Origin of the sequence: Spirillospora sp. CA-108201, from assembly GCF_050936235.1 — a bacterium.
Classification (GTDB): domain Bacteria; phylum Actinomycetota; class Actinomycetes; order Streptosporangiales; family Streptosporangiaceae; genus Spirillospora.
This window is the reverse complement of record NZ_JBNJNE010000001.1, coordinates 84610-99478: the sequence shown is the minus strand read 5'-3', so window position 1 is coordinate 99478 and position 14869 is coordinate 84610. Positions and strand designations below refer to the sequence as shown.

At 75.9% G+C, this 14869-nt stretch carries 10 protein-coding genes; 7 read left to right on the top strand and 3 right to left on the bottom strand.

Annotated features, from left to right (window positions below; translation table 11 throughout):
• Nucleotides 1-272: 272 nt before the first annotated feature.
• From ACQEU6_RS00490 to ACQEU6_RS00475, 4 genes are all read left to right on the top strand, one after another.
• Nucleotides 273-1979 (top strand): hypothetical protein, encoded by a 1707-nt coding sequence (locus ACQEU6_RS00490; protein ID WP_499328482.1) that lies wholly within the window; start codon nucleotides 273-275, stop codon nucleotides 1977-1979.
• A 79-nt stretch (nucleotides 1980-2058) separates the two neighbouring features.
• Complete coding sequence (locus tag ACQEU6_RS00485; RefSeq protein ID WP_499328480.1) at nucleotides 2059-2967, top strand: SIS domain-containing protein; 909 nt, start codon at nucleotides 2059-2061, stop codon at nucleotides 2965-2967.
• Nucleotides 2964-3887, top strand: coding sequence for a 1-phosphofructokinase family hexose kinase (locus ACQEU6_RS00480; RefSeq protein WP_499328478.1), 924 nt, complete (start codon nucleotides 2964-2966; stop codon nucleotides 3885-3887). Before ACQEU6_RS00485 ends, ACQEU6_RS00480 begins: the two co-directional genes overlap by 4 nt.
• A complete protein-coding gene (locus ACQEU6_RS00475; protein WP_499328476.1) occupies nucleotides 3880-4725 on the top strand; it encodes a class II fructose-bisphosphate aldolase in 846 nt (281 codons plus the stop codon). Before ACQEU6_RS00480 ends, ACQEU6_RS00475 begins: the two co-directional genes overlap by 8 nt.
• Here ACQEU6_RS00475 and ACQEU6_RS00470 read toward each other — a convergent pair.
• Nucleotides 4685-5290 carry a dihydrofolate reductase family protein gene (locus tag ACQEU6_RS00470; RefSeq protein WP_499328474.1) on the bottom strand — a complete coding sequence of 202 codons (606 nt, stop codon included), beginning with the start codon at nucleotides 5288-5290 and terminating at the stop codon, nucleotides 4685-4687. The two genes, ACQEU6_RS00475 and ACQEU6_RS00470, sit on opposite strands and share 41 nt — an antisense overlap.
• A 126-nt stretch (nucleotides 5291-5416) precedes the next feature.
• On the opposite strand from ACQEU6_RS00470, the gene ACQEU6_RS00465 reads away from it, so the two are divergent.
• Both ACQEU6_RS00465 and ACQEU6_RS00460 read left to right on the top strand, forming a co-directional pair.
• Nucleotides 5417-7156, top strand: coding sequence for an alkaline phosphatase family protein (locus ACQEU6_RS00465; RefSeq protein WP_499328472.1), 1740 nt, complete (start codon nucleotides 5417-5419; stop codon nucleotides 7154-7156).
• Nucleotides 7157-7195: 39 nt separating this feature from the next.
• The gene (locus tag ACQEU6_RS00460; protein WP_499328470.1) at nucleotides 7196-8875 is read left to right on the top strand and encodes an ArnT family glycosyltransferase; all 1680 of its coding nucleotides are present in this window, start codon (nucleotides 7196-7198) and stop codon (nucleotides 8873-8875) included.
• Nucleotides 8876-8906: 31 nt separating this feature from the next.
• On the opposite strand, the gene ACQEU6_RS00455 is transcribed toward ACQEU6_RS00460, so the two are convergent.
• The gene (locus ACQEU6_RS00455; RefSeq protein ID WP_499328469.1) at nucleotides 8907-11747 is read right to left on the bottom strand and encodes a hypothetical protein; all 2841 of its coding nucleotides are present in this window, start codon (nucleotides 11745-11747) and stop codon (nucleotides 8907-8909) included.
• Between the two features lie 79 nt (nucleotides 11748-11826).
• Between ACQEU6_RS00455 and ACQEU6_RS00450 the strand changes: the two genes are divergently transcribed.
• Complete coding sequence (locus tag ACQEU6_RS00450) at nucleotides 11827-13305, top strand: phytoene desaturase family protein (protein ID WP_499328467.1); 1479 nt, start codon at nucleotides 11827-11829, stop codon at nucleotides 13303-13305.
• Here the strand turns inward: ACQEU6_RS00450 and ACQEU6_RS00445 are convergent.
• Nucleotides 13302-14858 carry an FAD-dependent monooxygenase gene (locus ACQEU6_RS00445; RefSeq protein WP_499328465.1) on the bottom strand — a complete coding sequence of 519 codons (1557 nt, stop codon included), beginning with the start codon at nucleotides 14856-14858 and terminating at the stop codon, nucleotides 13302-13304. The genes ACQEU6_RS00450 and ACQEU6_RS00445 overlap by 4 nt on opposite strands.
• Between the last annotated feature and the right edge of the window lie 11 nt (nucleotides 14859-14869).

Genomic DNA, 14869 nt, shown 5'->3' with positions numbered 1-14869 from the left:
CAGGTCGGCCGCGGCACGGTCGGCCGGCGGCGCGGTCTCGCGGAGCGCCCGGCGGGGCGCGACCCATGAGACGCGGCAGAAGGGCGGTCGGTTTTTCGGTCGCCCCGATACCCGGGTGCGCGAACCGATCGGCCAGGTCGGCCTTCGAGCGGCGCCGAGGGACGGGACCGCGGGTGAACGAAAACGGGATGACCGCAAGCGCGCTCGCGCGACCCGATACTCCGGTCACGGATTGCCCTTCCGTGCTCGCACCCGAAAGATGAACATGGTTTTTGAACGGAAACGCGCACGCCGAGGCGCGGACGGTGGAGGGGGACCGGGTGCGGCGGAGGATCGTGGCGGTGGCCGCCGGGCTGGTGGTCCTGTCGGCCGTGGCTGGCGCCGGGCCGACGGACGCCGTCACCGGCAGCGTGGAGGTGCGGCCGGGCGACGACTGGACGCTGCCGGGCTGGGTCCGCCCGTCGGCGAACTCGGGGCTGTTCTCCGAGACGGCGGCCCCGGAGTTCGGCGTCGGCACGCGCAGCCTCGACCTGAGCTGGCGGCAGCTCCAGCCGGACGGCCCCGGCACGCTGGACACCGGCCGCGCCGGCTTCGCCCAGGACATGAGCCTCCCCTCGCTGGGCCGGCAGCTCGCGGACCGGCGGCCCTTCTGGGCGCGCATCTTCGCCAGCGGATCGCGGTGGGCGCCCGCGTGGGTCGCGGACGAGTGCGACGTGGAGCCGCTCGGCCCCGACTACGACGGGCAGTACCACCTGCCCCTCTGGAACGAGTGCGTGTGGGGCCGGCTGCTCGCGCTCTACCGGAAGGTGTTCGTCGACGAGGGCCTGCGCGCGGACCCGCGGCTGCGGCTCGTGTACGTCCCGGGCGCGTTCACGTGGTCGGAGTACGACTACGACATGGTCGCCAAGGCGGCGGAGCAGGGGCTGACGTTCGAGAAGTACCGGTCGTGGTACCGCCACGCCTGGCGCGACCTGGCCGCCGTCTTCGGTCCCTACAGCTCCAAGCTCGTGTTCACCGGCGAGGACTATCCGTGGGGGCCGTGGGGGTCGCGGACGGACCTGTTCGCCAAGCAGGCCGTCGACGCGGGACTCGGCATCCGGACGGGCCTCACCGAGGTGTTCAACTTCCACCTGAGCGAGGCGCCGTCCTACGGGAGCCGCATCGAGCCCGACGGGCACATGACGGTGGACGAGTCCCTGCCCGTCCACGACGGGCGGCATGTCGTCGCCACCGAGAACGAGTGCTTCAACGACTGCGACTTCCACACGGACGAGCCGTACTACGCCGTCCGGCAGGCGAACCTCAAGGCGCTGCAACTGCGGATGAACTGGGTCTACGTGGTGCCGGACCCCTCGTACATGAAGCAGTATCCGCAGCACTGGAGATGGGTGCGGCTGAGCATCGGCAAGACCGCCTCCGACTCGCCCGACGCGTGGGCCGCGCTGCGCGACGCCGAGGACACCTACTGGAAGAAGACGGCGGGTCCTTTCACCGGCGCCCGCCGGTGGCCCGGGCGCCCGTGGGTGCGCAATCTCGAACGGTGGCTCGTGCAGCGGGACGCGGGTCCGGACGGCAGGGCCCGCCGCTCCACCGCCGACGTCCACGGCGGCGTCCTCGGACCGGAGAACGGCACCGCCTACGAGGGGCTGCGCACCGACCGCGCGAAGGGGCAGACGTCCCTGTACTTCGATCTCGACGACCGGTTCCTGCGCGGACGGCGCGAGCCGGTGCGGATCAAGGTGACGTACCGGGACGCGGGCCGGGGCGACTGGTGGATCGAGTACCGGGGCGGACGCTCGCCCGCGGTGCGCCGCACGGGCGGCGGGACGTGGAGGACCGCGACGTTCCGCCTCCCCCGGCCCGTCTTCGCGAACCGCCTCAACGGCGGCACCGACTTCCGGATCGCGACGGGCGCGGGCGACGACCTGGACGTGCGCTTCGTCCGGGTGGTGCGGCTGCGAGCTCCCGCACATTCATGATGATTTCTGCTCCCTCCCCTTCATTTTCGAGCACAAGTGAGCATAAAGTCTCGAAGCAGATCGGACTTCGGGAGGGCTCATGGCCGGAAACCGCATCACGACCGAGATCGCCTCGCAGCCGGAGTGCTGGCGGCGGGCCGCAGGGCTGGCCGCCGGGCTGCGGGACGCGCTCCCGGCCCGCGGGGAGCGGGTGGCCGTCGTCGGATGCGGCACCTCCCTGTTCATGGCGCAGGCGTACGCGGCGCTGCGGGAGGGCGCCGGGCACGGGGAGACCGACGCGTTCGCCGCCTCGGAGATGCCGCGCGGCCGCCGCTACGACCGGGTGCTGGCGCTCACCAGGTCCGGGACCACGACCGAGGTCCTCACCGTCCTGGACCGGCTCGGCGGCTCGGTCCCGACGACCGCGATCACCGCCGACCCGGCCACGCCGGTGTCGCGCAGCGCCGGCCGGATGGTCGTCCTCGACTTCGCCGACGAGGAGTCGGTCGTGCAGACGCGGTTCGCCACCACCCTGCTGGCGCTGCTGCGCGCGCACCTCGGCGAGGACCTGGCGGCGGCGATCGCGGGCGCCGAGGCCGCGGTGGCCGATCCGGTCCCGCCCGAACTGCTGGACGTCGAGCAGATCACCTTCCTCGGCCGGGGCTGGACGGTCGGCCTCGCGCAGGAGGCGGCCCTGAAGATGCGCGAGGCCGCGTGCTTCTGGACGGAGGCCTACCCGGCGATGGAGTACCGCCACGGGCCGATCAGCATCACCGGCCCCGGCCGGGCCGTGTGGATGTTCGGCGGGCTCCCGGGCGGCCTCGGCGACGAGGTGGCCGCGACCGGCGGGCTGCTGCGCGCCGCGGGCGCCGACCCGCTCGCCGAGCTGGTCCGGGTGCAGCGGCTCGCGGTCGCGCGCGCGGTCGCGGCGGGCCTGGACCCGGAGCGGCCCCGCCACCTCACCCGCTCGGTCGTCCTGGACGCCGCGCCCGGCGGCCCGGCGGCGTGATCCTCACGGTCACGCTGAACGCCGCGCTCGACGACACCTACGAGGTACCGGACGCGCGGCTCGGCGCGGTGCACCGCGTCGCGGCGGTGCACTCGCGGCCCGGCGGCAAGGGCGTCAACGTGGCCCGGGTCCTGCACGCCCTCGGCCACGAGGTCGTGGCCGCCGGGCTGGCGGGCGGCCACGCGGGGCGCCGCATCGAGGAGGGGCTCGGCTCCCTCGGCGTGCCCGCCGCGTTCACGCCGGTCGCCGCGGAGTCGCGCCGGACCGTCACGGTCGTCGGCGCCGAGGCGACGATGTTCTGCGAGCCGGGTCCGGAGGTGACGGGCGCGGAGTGGGCGGCGTTCCGCGACGGCTTCGAGGCCCTGGCCCGGGACGCGGCCGTGGTCGTCCTGTCCGGGAGCCTGCCGCCGGGCGTCCCGCCGGACGCCTACGCGCGGCTCATCCGCCTCGCCCCCGGCCCGGTGATCCTGGACGCCGACGGGGAGGCGCTGCGCCTCGGGCTCGCCGCGGGCCCGGGCATCGTCAAGCCGAACGCCGAGGAGCTGGCCCGCGCGAGCGGCACCGGCGACACGGCCGCGGGGATCCGCGCGCTCCGCGAGGCGGGCGCGGGGGCCGTGGTCGCCTCGCTCGGCGCCGGCGGCGTCCTCGCAGCCACCCCGGACGGGGTCCTGCGCGCCGCGCTCGACCGTCCCGTGCCGGGCAACCCGACGGGCGCGGGCGACGCGCTCGTCGCGGGGCTGGCGGCGGGCACGGCCGCCGGGCTGCCCTGGCCGGACCGGCTCCGCCGCGCCGTCGCGCTGGCCGCCTGCGCGGTCCGCTCCCCCGTCGCCGGCGAGGTCGACCCCGCCGGGCTCCCCGCGCTGCTGCCCCGCGTCGCCCTCCGGACCGAGGAGAACCATGCCGCTCGCCCCCATGAGTGACGTCATCGCCGCGCCCGCCGCGCAGGGACGCGGGCTGGGGGCGTTCAACGTGGTCCACCTGGAGCACGCCGAGGCGATCGTCGCCGGCGCGGAGCGGGCGGGCGCGCCCGTGGTGCTCCAGGTCAGCGAGAACTGCGCGGCCTACCACGGCGCGCTCGCCCCGATCGGGCGGGCGGTGCTGGCGCTCGGCCGCGCCGCGTCCGTCCCGGTCGCCGTCCACCTGGACCACGCCACCTCGGCGGACCTCGTGCGCGAGGCGGTCGCCCTCGGGTTCGGGTCGGTGATGTTCGACGCGTCCGGCCTCCCGCACGAGGCGAACGTGGCGAGGACCGCCGAGGTCGCCGCCCGCTGCCGGGCCGAGGGGGTGTGGGTCGAGGCGGAGCTCGGCGAGATCGGCGGCAAGGACGGGGTGCACGCCCCGCACGCCCGCACCGACCCGGAGGAGGCCGCCGGGTACGTGGCCGCCACGGGCGTGGACGCCCTGGCGGTCGCGGTCGGCACCTCCCACGCGATGCTCATCCGCGACACCGTCCTCGATCTCGCGCTCATCGCCCGGCTGCGCGCGGCGGTGCCCGTCCCGCTGGTCCTGCACGGGTCCTCCGGGGTGCCCGACGGCGGGCTCGCCGCCGCCGTCGGGCACGGCATGACCAAGATCAACGTGGCGACGCAGCTGAACAAGGTGTTCACCGCGGCCGTCCGGGACCGGCTGGCCGCCGACCCCGGCCTGGTCGACCCGCGCCGCTACGTCTCCGCCGGGCGCGACGCGGTCGCCGCCGAGGTCGCCCGCCTGCTGCGCGTCATCCGCGCGGACGGCCGACGCGGTACGTCACGTGGGTGACCAGGGGCGTCCGGGACGCCTCGACCGGCTCCAGCACCAGGTCGCGGGCGCCCGCGAACAGGCGCTCGCCCGCCCCGAGGGCGACGGGGGCGACGTGCAGGCGGAGCTCCTCCAGCAGGCCAGCCGCGAGGTACTGGTTCACGGTGCTCGCTCCCCCGGCGATCGCGACGTCCCTCTGCCCGGCGGCGGCCCGCGCCCGGTCCAGCGCGGCCTCGATCCCGCCGGTGACGAAGTGGAACGTCGTGCCGCCCTTCATCACGACGCTCTCGCGCGGGTGGTGCGTCAGCACGAACACGGGCGCGCGGTAGGGCGGCTCCTCGCCCCACCAGCCCGTCCAGTCCGGGTTCCACGACGGGCCGCGGTCGGGGCCGAACATGTGGCGGCCCATGATGTAGGCCCCCGCCGAAGTGATCTTCGCGATGGCCTCGGCGTTGGCCTCCCGCTCCTCGAACATCCACCGGTGCAGCCGCTCGCCGCCGTCGCCGAGCGGCTCCTCCAGGCGCTGGTTCGGGCCCGCGGCGAAGCCGTCGACCGAGATCGTGATGTCACAGGTGACCTTGCTCATCGCGGTGCCTCCTCGGCGGGCGCCCCGGCGGCGCCTTTCACCAGTGGATCGGAGCCGCACCCGCGTTCTCGACATCTCGGACCCCGCGAAGAGAAGAACTTTTGAACCCGCGGCCGTGGGTCGGACGTGCTGTGGGGTGTCGCGTGCGCGGCGGGGGGCCGAACCTGGGAGGACGACCTGACCACCGACAGCCGCTTGGAGCGGATCACAGACGAGGACGCGCCGGCCGACGCCCCGGAGGCGGATGGACGGCCGAGACGGCGGCGGGTCGCGGCGCGGGCGGTGACCGGCGCGGCGTTCCTGCTCGTGCTGGTCGCGCTGGTCGCGCCGGCCGAGTTCGCCCGCCTGACCCCGGGGGCGTTCGTGCGCGTCCCGATCGAGGGCGTGGCCGGCGTCGCGCTGGTCCTCGTGCTCCCGGCCAGGGCGAGGCGGTACGCGGCGGGGGCGGCGGGGGCGGCGGGGGCCGTCCTCGGCCTGCTGCTCGTGCTGAAGGTGCTGGACATCGGGTTCGACGCGGTGCTGGTCCGGCCGTTCGACCTGGTGCTGGACTGGCCGCTGCTCGGGCCGGGCGTGGAGTTCGTCAAAGAATCGTCCGGGAAGGCGGGGGCGGTCGCGGCCGTCGTGCTGGCGGTGGTGCTGGCGGTCGCCGTGGTCGTGCTGACGGCGCTGTCCACGCTGCGTCTGAGCGGTGTGGCGGCCCGGCGCAGGCGGCCGGCCTCCTGGGCCGCCGGCGTGCTGGGGACGGTCTGGCTCGCCTGCGCCGTGCTCGGAGCGCAGTTCGTCCACGGGGTGCCGGTGGCGTCCAGGAGCGCGGCGGTCCTCGCCTACGACCACGCGCGGCAGGTGCGGACGAGCCTGAACGACCGCAAGGAGTTCGCCAAGGCCGCCGCCGTGGACAGGTTCCGCGACACGCCTCCCGACAAGCTGCTGACCGGGCTGCGCGGCAAGGACGTCGTCCTGGCGTTCGTGGAGAGCTACGGGCGGTCGGCCGTGGAGAGCCCGCAGTACGCGCCGCAGGTGGGGGCCGTCCTCGACCAGGGGACGCAGCGGCTCCGCAAGGCGGGGTTCTCCGCGCGCAGCGGCTGGCTCACCTCCTCGACGGCGGGCGGCGGCAGCTGGCTGGCGCACGCCACGCTGCTGTCGGGCCTGTGGGTGAACAACCAGCAGCGGTACCGCGCCCTGGTGAACAGCGACCGGCTGACGCTGAACGGGGCGTTCCACCGCGCGGACTCCCGGACGGTCGCCCTCATGCCGGCGATCACGCGGGCCTGGCCGGAGGCGTCCTTCTTCGGCTACGACAAGGTCTACGACGACCGGAACCTCGGCTATCGCGGCCCGCGCTTCAGCTTCGCCACGATGCCCGACCAGTACACCCTGTCGACGCTCCAGCGCACCGAGCTGGCCGAGGACGACCGGGCGCCGGTGATGGCGGAGACGGCGCTGGTGTCGAGCCACGCCCCGTGGGCGTCCATCCCGCGGCTCGTCCCGTGGGAGCAGGTCGGCGACGGCTCGGTCTTCGACGGGATGGGCAAGGGCTACGACGCGCCGTGGCCCGCGCCCGGCCGCATCCGCGCCGAGTACCGCGCGTCGATCGAGTACACGCTGAACACGCTCGTCTCCTACCTGGAGACCTACGGAGACAAGGACACCGTGCTGGTCTTCCTCGGCGACCACCAGCCCGCGCCGCTCATCACCGGGCCGGGCGCGAGCCGGGACGTCCCCGTCACCGTCGTGGCGAAGGACGGCGCCGTCCTTGACAGGATCTCCGGGTGGGGCTGGCAGGACGGCCTGCGCCCGGGCGGGAGCACCCCGGTGTGGCCGATGAGCGCGTTCCGGGACCGATTCTTGACCGCGTTCGGGGGCTGAACGGAGATCGGGCGGACGGTCTCCGGGAAGGGTGGCGGCGTGACCTCCTTATCCGCGGAGCCCGGACGTCCCGCGGCGCCGTCGGACGAGCCCGCGTCCGGCCGGTTCGGCGCGCCGCTCCGGCGCCGGCTCCTCGCGGCGGTCGTGGCGGCGCTGCTGGCCCAGATGGCCGCCGTGATGGTCACCACCGCCGTGCGGCAGAGCCCGACCGTCGACGAGCCCGTCTACATCAGCACGGGCGTGGTCTACCTCCGCGAGCACGACCTGCGCCACAACGCCGAGCACCCGCCGCTCGGCAAGCTGGTCATCGGAGCCGGAGCCGTGCTCACCGGGCCGCACCTCCACGCCTCCTTCACCGGCAGCGACTACAGGCTCGGAAGGCAGTTCCTGTACCGGTGGGGCAACGACGCGCAGCGCGTGCTGCTCGCCGGGCGGCTGCCCGTCATCGCGCTGACGCTGCTGTTCGGGCTGGTGGTGTTCGCGTTCGCGCGCGACCTCGCCGGCCCGGCCGGCGGCCTCACGGCGCTGACCCTCTACGCGTTCTCCCCCGACGTCATCGCGCACGGGTCGCTGGCCACGCTGGACGTCCCCACGGCCGGCCTCCTGCTGACGTCGGTGTGGCTGCTCTGGCGCGCGAGGCGCAGGCCGCGGCTCTACCTGCCGCTCGCCGGAACGGCGCTGGGCGCGGCCATGGCGACCAAGATGAGCGCGCTGCCCGCGCTGCCGGTGCTCCTCGTCCTGGCGGCGGTGTCGGTCTGGGCGTCCCGCCCGCCGCGCCGACCCGTGGCGACCGCCGTTCTCTCGGCGGCCGGAGCCGGTGCCCTGGCGGTCGCGGTGGTGTGGGCGAGCTACCTCGCCGTGGACCCGCGCCTGCGCTGGGCGGCGCCCCCCGGCCTCCCGTCCGTGGGCGGCCTGCGCGGGCTCGCCGCCGGCTGGCTGCCGTTCCCCCGCCCCTTCCAGGACGGGATGCGCGCCCAGTTCGGATTCGAGGACATGCGGTGGACGGGCTTCCTGTTCGGCCACGTCTACCGGGGCTCGCGCTGGTACTACCTGCCGGCCGCGCTGCTGGTGAAGACGCCGCTGGGCATGCTCGTCCTGTGGGCCGCGGGCGTCGCCGCGGCGGCCGGGCTGCCCCGGCTGCGCCCGGCCGCGCCGTACCTGCTGGCGCCGCCCGCCGTGCTGATGGCGGTGGCGATGACCGGGTCGCGCGATCTCGGCGTCCGCTATGTCATCTTCGTCCCTATCTTTCTGGCGGTGGCGGCGGGCGGCGTGGTCCTCGTCCGGTGGCGATGGGTCAGGGCCGCGACGGTCGTGCTGGTGCTGCTCGTGGCGGTCAGCTCGCTGCGGGCCTTCCCGTACTACCTGCCGTACTCCAACGAGGCGTTCGGCGGCCCGTCCAAGACCCACCTGCGCCTGCACGACTCCAACGCCGACTGGGGCCAGGACCTCGGACGGCTCGCCGACCGCCTCCGGGAGCGGTACCCGGGCGAACCGGTGTGGCTCGTCTTCAAGGGCAGCGGCGTCCCGTCCGCCTACGGCATCCGCGCGCGCGACCCGCTCACCGCGCCGCCCGGCCAGGTGCGCGGCCTGCTGGTGGTCTCCGACAGCTGGCTCGTCAAGCGCGACCCGCGGCTGACGCGGCTGCTCCGCACCAGCGAGCCGATCGACGAGGTCGGCCATTCCGTCACCGTCTTCCGCCGCCCCGCGCCGCACCCCTAGCTCTTCCCGGAATCGCCTGGCGGCGCGCGGATCAGCGGCGGTGCGTGTGGGCGCGGGACCAGAGCGCCGTCCAGCCGCCGTGCGCCAGCCAGGACGCCGGGACGCGGAGGCCGTGCTCGGCGACCTCGTTCCAGAACGCGGCGGAGTCGGTGCCCAGCTCGCGGGCGGCGGGCAGAGCCCGGTGCCAGGGGCCCTCCTCGTCCTCCAGCGTCGTGGCGGGGTAGCCGGGGACCGTGGTGGTGCGCGGCGGCGTCACGGGCACGAGGGGGATGTCCGGCGCGGCGCCGGCGACGGCGACGGCCAGCGCGCACAGCAGCCGCTCAGACGTGGGCTTCGCGAAGGCGCGGGCGATGACCGGGGCGTCCTGGACGGCGAGGAGCCCGATCGCGCGGCGGACGCGGCGCGCCACCAGATCGAGGGAGTAGGCGTCGGCGACGGCGGGGAGCTCGACGAGGCGCCGCAGCGTCTTCGGCAGCGGCGGCTCGCCGAGCAGGAGCGGGAGCTGGTCGAAGCGGTCGCGCAGTGCCGGGTCGAGGGCGTCGAGCGCGGAGCGCAGGGGGCGGTGGCCCGAGGCCGTCCAGAGCCGGACCAGATCGGTGGCGCCCTGGTCCAGGGCGCGGACGACGGCCCCGGTGAGCTGCGGGGCACCGAAGCGCCGCAGCCGGGCGAGCGCGGCGTCCGGCCCGGTCCCGGCCACGGCGGCGAAGGCGCCGAGCGTCTCCGGGGCGGCCCGCTCCCACGACCGGAGCGCCAGGTCGCCGAGGGCGGGACCGGCCTCCTCGACGAGGCGGGGCGCCGCGCGCCGCCGCGCCGGACGCGGCGGCGGGAGCTCGTCCGGCACCCGCGCGGTCTCGTCCCTGACGGCGCCGGGTATCTCGGCGACCCAGTCGCGGAACCGCTGTTCGAGGGTCTCGTCCGGCGCGTCGTTGAACCTCGCCGCGATCTCGGCGACGCGCCAGCCGCGGGACGCGGGCCGCAACGCGACCAGCTCCGCGTTCACGACCAGCAGGCCGTCGGCGTCGTAGAGGCCCGCGAGTCCGCTGCGGCCCTTCCTCGCCTCCTCGACGTAGGCCGGTCCCGCGATGCAGTTGCCCATGTAGTCCGCCCATCCGGCGACGTCCCGGGCACTGCGCGCGATCTTGAGCCGGAGCCGGGTCCCGGGGACGGTCGCGCCGTCGAGCGCGGCGAGCGGCGCCGGGACGGCGAAGTCGCCGGTGAGCGCCTCGGCGATCGCGGTGGCCGCCATCAGGCCCCCGGTGAGGGCCGCCCACGCGCGGGGCGCCCGGGGCGGGACGCCGCCGAGCGCGACGAGCTGCGCCGCGCCGGAGACCGCGCCCGTGACGGAGTCGAGGCGCGGGGTCAGCGGCTCGGCGGCCGGCTCCGGGTCGTGGTCGAACCACGGGGCGCCGGTGCCGGGGGTGGGCTGCGCCCGCTCGTGCCCGTACAGCCGGGCGAGGGCGTCGATCAGGTCGGCGTACCAGAGGAGGTCGGCGGCGATCTCCACGGCCGCCGGGTCCTGCCCGGACGTGAGCCTGCGGCGCAGCGGCTCGGTGTCTCCCAGCATCGGCCCGGACCACGGCGCGATGCCGTCCCACCCGGCCGGAGGGCGGCCGTACCCGGCCCCCTCGCGCCAGCCCTTCAGGCTGGGCGACCACTCGCGCAGCAGGTCGTCGTACGTCCCGACCATGTCGCCCATCACCCGTCCGACGTCCTCGACGATGACGAGCGCGAAGTCGCGGGCGCAGGCCAGGCGCGGCCTGACGTAGGCGGCGAACTTGGCGTCCATCGGCCTGCCGGCGTCCAGCCGGCGCGCGAGCTCGCGGACGTAGGCGCCGGGACGCGTGGGGAGGCCGGTCAGGCCCGGCACGCGACGTGCCGCGTTCCCGGCGGCCCAGTCGGGCATCAGGGACGCGGCCGCGCGCAGCGCCGGGGCCGAGCGCTCAAGGCCGTCCTCCAGGCCGTGGTCGGCGACGGACGCGGCGGTCCGGAGCAGCGCGGTGGCGGCGATCGCGTCCGCGAAGACGCGCTGGAGGCGCTCGTGCCAGTACCAGCGGCCGGGGGTCCAGCGCGCGATGTCGGCGGGCGAGGGCCGCTCGTCCTCCAGGTCCATGCGCACCTGCCACAGGATGTGCTCGTCGTCGTCGTGGCGGCGGCGCTTGCGCAGGTCGGCGACGCGGTCGCGGCGGCTCTGCGTCGCCAGCCGCGCGTCCCGGCGGGCGGCCCCGGTCCGGCGCTCGGCGACCCGCTCCCACAGGTCCAGGATCAGCGCGAGCCTGCGGGGCGGGGGGATCTCCTCGAACACCTGCCGCAGGTACCCCGCGAGCACCGACGGCGGGCCGCCGGGGGTGAGGTCGACGCCTTCGGGCGCCTCCAGGGCGAGCACCCGTTCGAGCTGCTCGGGGCCGAGGACGTCGCTGGCCGCCGACGCCAGGTGCAGCGCCGCCCAGCGCCCCTCCTCGGCGGCCCGCCCGGCGGCCGCGCCGACCCGCTTGGTGACCGCGGGCCCGAAGAGCGCGACGAGCACCCCGGCCCGCTCGCCGAGACGGTCCGCGTCGTGGAGGCCGACGGTCCGGAGCGCGGCCAGGACGGCGTCCCGCTGGTCGCCGCGCGCCCCGTCCAGCCGCGCGGAGCGGAATCCGCCGCCGAGGTCGACGCCCGCTCCGGCCGCGACGGCGCCCCCGTCGGCGACCAGCAGCGACAGCGCGCGGACGGCGTCCGCCACGTCCTGCGCCGGAGCCGCCTCGGGGCCCAGCGCGACGGGCGCCCCCGGCCGCGCGTCCGCCTGGTCCAGGAGCCTGCGCGGCCCGGAGGGACGAGCGATCCAGGCATCGCGCCCGGACGCCACCACTCCCCCAGAAAGCCGGATCTTCATTCGCCCCATCATCCTCCCGGCGGCCGTGTCGGCCAACGGATTTCCCCGCATCCGGCGAACCGTGTGGTTTTCTGTGGGCATGTACGACGTGATCATCGCGGGCGGCGGGCACAACGGCCTGGTCGCGGCCGCCTACCTGGCGCGCGCCGGCAGGCGCGTGCTGGTGCTGGAGCGGCTCGGGCACTTCGGCGGGCTGGCGGTCTCGGCGCGCGTCTTCCCCGGCGTCGACGCGCGGCTCTCGCGGTACTCCTACCTGGTGAGCCTGCTGCCGTCGCGGATCGTCCGCGACCTCGGCCTGCGCGTCGAGCTGCGCGGCCGGCGGTTCTCCTCGTACACGCCGGTCGGCGACGGCGGCCTGCTGATCGACAACGGGGACCCCGCGCGGACGGCGGCGTCGCTCAAGGGCGACGCCGAGGCGTGGCGGAGGTTCTACGCGACGGCCGGGCGCGTCGCCGAACGTGTCGCGCCGACCCTGCTGGAACCGCTGCGCGACCGCGCGGGGCTCCGGGACGTGGTGGACGACGGGGAGGCGTGGCGCGACCTGTTCGAACGTCCCATCGGGGACGTCGTGGACGAGCGCTTCACCGACGACACCGTGCGCGGCGTCGTCCTCACCGACGCGCTGATCGGCACCTTCGCCGACACCTCGGACGCCGCGCTGCTGGCCAACCGGTGCTTCCTCTACCACGTCATCGGGGACGGGACCGGCGACTGGAACGTGCCCGTCGGGGGCATGGGCGCGGTGACCGACGCCCTGGCCGCCGCCGCCCGCGCCGCCGGGGCCGAGCTTCGCTCCGGCATGGAGGTCCTGCACGTCGACCCGGCCGGAGAGGTGACGTTCCGGGACGCCGGCGGCGCCGAGCACGCCGCCTCGGCCAGGTGGGTGCTGGTCAACATGCCGCGGGAGGGCGGGGCCGAGGGGTCGCAGCTGAAGGTGAACATGGTGCTCTCGCGGCTGCCGCGGCTGCGCGACCCGTCCGTCCGGCCCGAGGAGGCGTTCGCGGGCACCTTCCACATCAACGAGAGCCGGCAGCAGATCGACCGGGCCTACCGCGAAGCCCGCGACGGCCGCGTTCCGGCCGTCCCGCCCGCCGAGGTGTACTGCCACTCGCTGACCGACCCGTCCATCCTCGGGCCGGAGCTGCGGGAGGCCGGGGCGCACACCCTGACGCTGTTCGGCCTGCACATGCCGGCGCGGCTGTTCCGGCCGGACCCCGAGGGCTCGCGCGCCGCGGCGCTCCGCGCGACGCTGGCGTCCTTCGACGCGGTGCTCGCCGAGCCGATCGAGGACTGCCTCCTGCGCGCGCCGGACGGCACGCCGTGCCTGGAGGCCAGGACGCCGGTCGACCTGGAGAACGGCGTCGGCCTCCCGGGCGGGCACATCTTCCACCGCGACCTGTCGTGGCCGTTCGCGGAGGCGGACGGGGAGCGCGGGCGGTGGGGCGTCGAGACCGAGCACCCCCGCGTGCTGCTGTGCGGGGCGGGCGCGAGACGGGGCGGAGGCGTCAGCGGGATCCCCGGCCACAACGCCGCCCGCGCCGTCCTGGACGCCGGCTAAGTGCGTCCGCAGGCCCGGTGCAGGGCGGCGACCGCGGCCGCGGGGTCGTAGGACGGCAGGACGGCGGCCAGGTGACCGTCCGGACGGACGATGTGCACCGTGTCCGGGCCCGCGTTCAGAGCCGTCCGCAGCACCCCGGCCGTGTCGATGGCGTCCAGCGCGTGGACCCGGTGCGGCACGTCGGTCGGGAGCCCCTCGACGCGCCCGCCCTGGGTGAGGACGACGAACCGCGTGCCGAACAGGCGGCGCAGGCGGGTCGGCTCGCCGTCCACGACGCACGGGCCGTCCGGGCAGAGCACGCCCGGCACCGGCGGGCGCACGAGCCCGGGACCGCGCGGGAAGTCCTCCACCGGCCCGGCCGGGGTGGTCAGCGGCGAGTCCAGATACCAGAACGGCTCGGCGAGCCTGCCCGAGTCGATGATCGTGCGGGGGTCCGGATGCGTCCGGGCCGCCTCCAGGGACTCCAGCCGCCGGGCCCGCTGCCGCGGGCTCTGCGGGACGAGGAACTCCATCGTCCGCGTCGTCACCCGCAGGTTCTCCTCGGCGGCGGCACGGCGCTCGGCGTCGTAGCTGCGCAGCAGCGCGGGCGGCGCGAAGCCGTGCCGGACGTAGGCGAGCTTCCAGGCGAGGTTCTCCGCGTCCTGCACGCCGGAGTTCAGCCCCCGGGCGCCGAACGGCGCGTAGAGGTGGGCGGCGTCCCCGGCCAGGAACGCGCGGCCGGACGCGAACGCCGCCGCGCACCGCTCGTGGAACCGGTACACGGTGGCCCACACGACCTCGTACGGGACGTCCCCGGTGATCCTGCGGATGCGGGCGTCCAGCGCGCCCGACCCGCGCTCGGCGTCGAGGTCGAGGTCGGCCGGGACCTGCCAGTCGATGCGCCACGTCCGGTCGGGGCACTGGTGGACCAGGACCTGGCGCCCGGGATTCCATTCGGGGTCGAAGAAGAACCGCCGCTCGCTCGGGAACGGCAGGTCCGCCCGGATGTCGCAGATGAGGAACCGGTCGGCGAAGGTGCGGCCAGGGAAGCCGATGCCGAGCAGGCCCCGGACGGCGCCGTGCCCACCGTCCGCGCCGACCAGGTGGGTGCCGCGCACGGCGCCCGCGGCGTGTCCCTCGGAGCGGGCCTCGACGCCGTCCCCGTCCTGGCGCAGGCCGGTGACGCGGTGCCCGTACCGGACCTCCACCAGCGGTTCGGCGGCGGCCAGGTCCCGCAGCCGCGCCTCGACCTCCGCCTGGGAGATGTTGATCCAGGGCGGCACCGCGCCGCGCCCGGCGTCGGGGAAGGTGACGGCGAACAGCTCGTCCCCGCGGTGGTAGGTGCGGCCGGTCGTCCACGTCACGCCGCGCGCGATCATCATGTCGGCGCACCCGACCCGGTCGAGCACGTCGAGGACGTCGCGCTGGAAGCAGATCGCCCGGGATCCGGACGGATCGCGGCGGGCGGCGGCCTCCAGCACGACGGACGGCACGCCGTGCCGCGCCAGCAGCAGCGCCGTCACCAGGCCGACGGGACCCGCGCCCACGACGACGACCGGTTCGCTGTCCCTCACGCCCTCACCTG

Excerpts from the sequence above, each read along its gene's own strand:
- ACQEU6_RS00475 (WP_499328476.1), top strand. The coding sequence starts at position 3,880 with ATGAGTGACGTCATCGCCGCGCCCGCCGCGCAGGGACGCGGGCTGGGG.
- ACQEU6_RS00450 (WP_499328467.1), top strand. The coding sequence starts at position 11,827 with ATGTACGACGTGATCATCGCGGGCGGCGGGCACAACGGCCTGGTCGCG.
- ACQEU6_RS00485 (WP_499328480.1), top strand. The coding sequence starts at position 2,059 with ATGGCCGGAAACCGCATCACGACCGAGATCGCCTCGCAGCCGGAGTGC.
- ACQEU6_RS00455 (WP_499328469.1), bottom strand. The coding sequence starts at position 11,747 with ATGAAGATCCGGCTTTCTGGGGGAGTGGTGGCGTCCGGGCGCGATGCC.
- ACQEU6_RS00470 (WP_499328474.1), bottom strand. The coding sequence starts at position 5,290 with ATGAGCAAGGTCACCTGTGACATCACGATCTCGGTCGACGGCTTCGCC.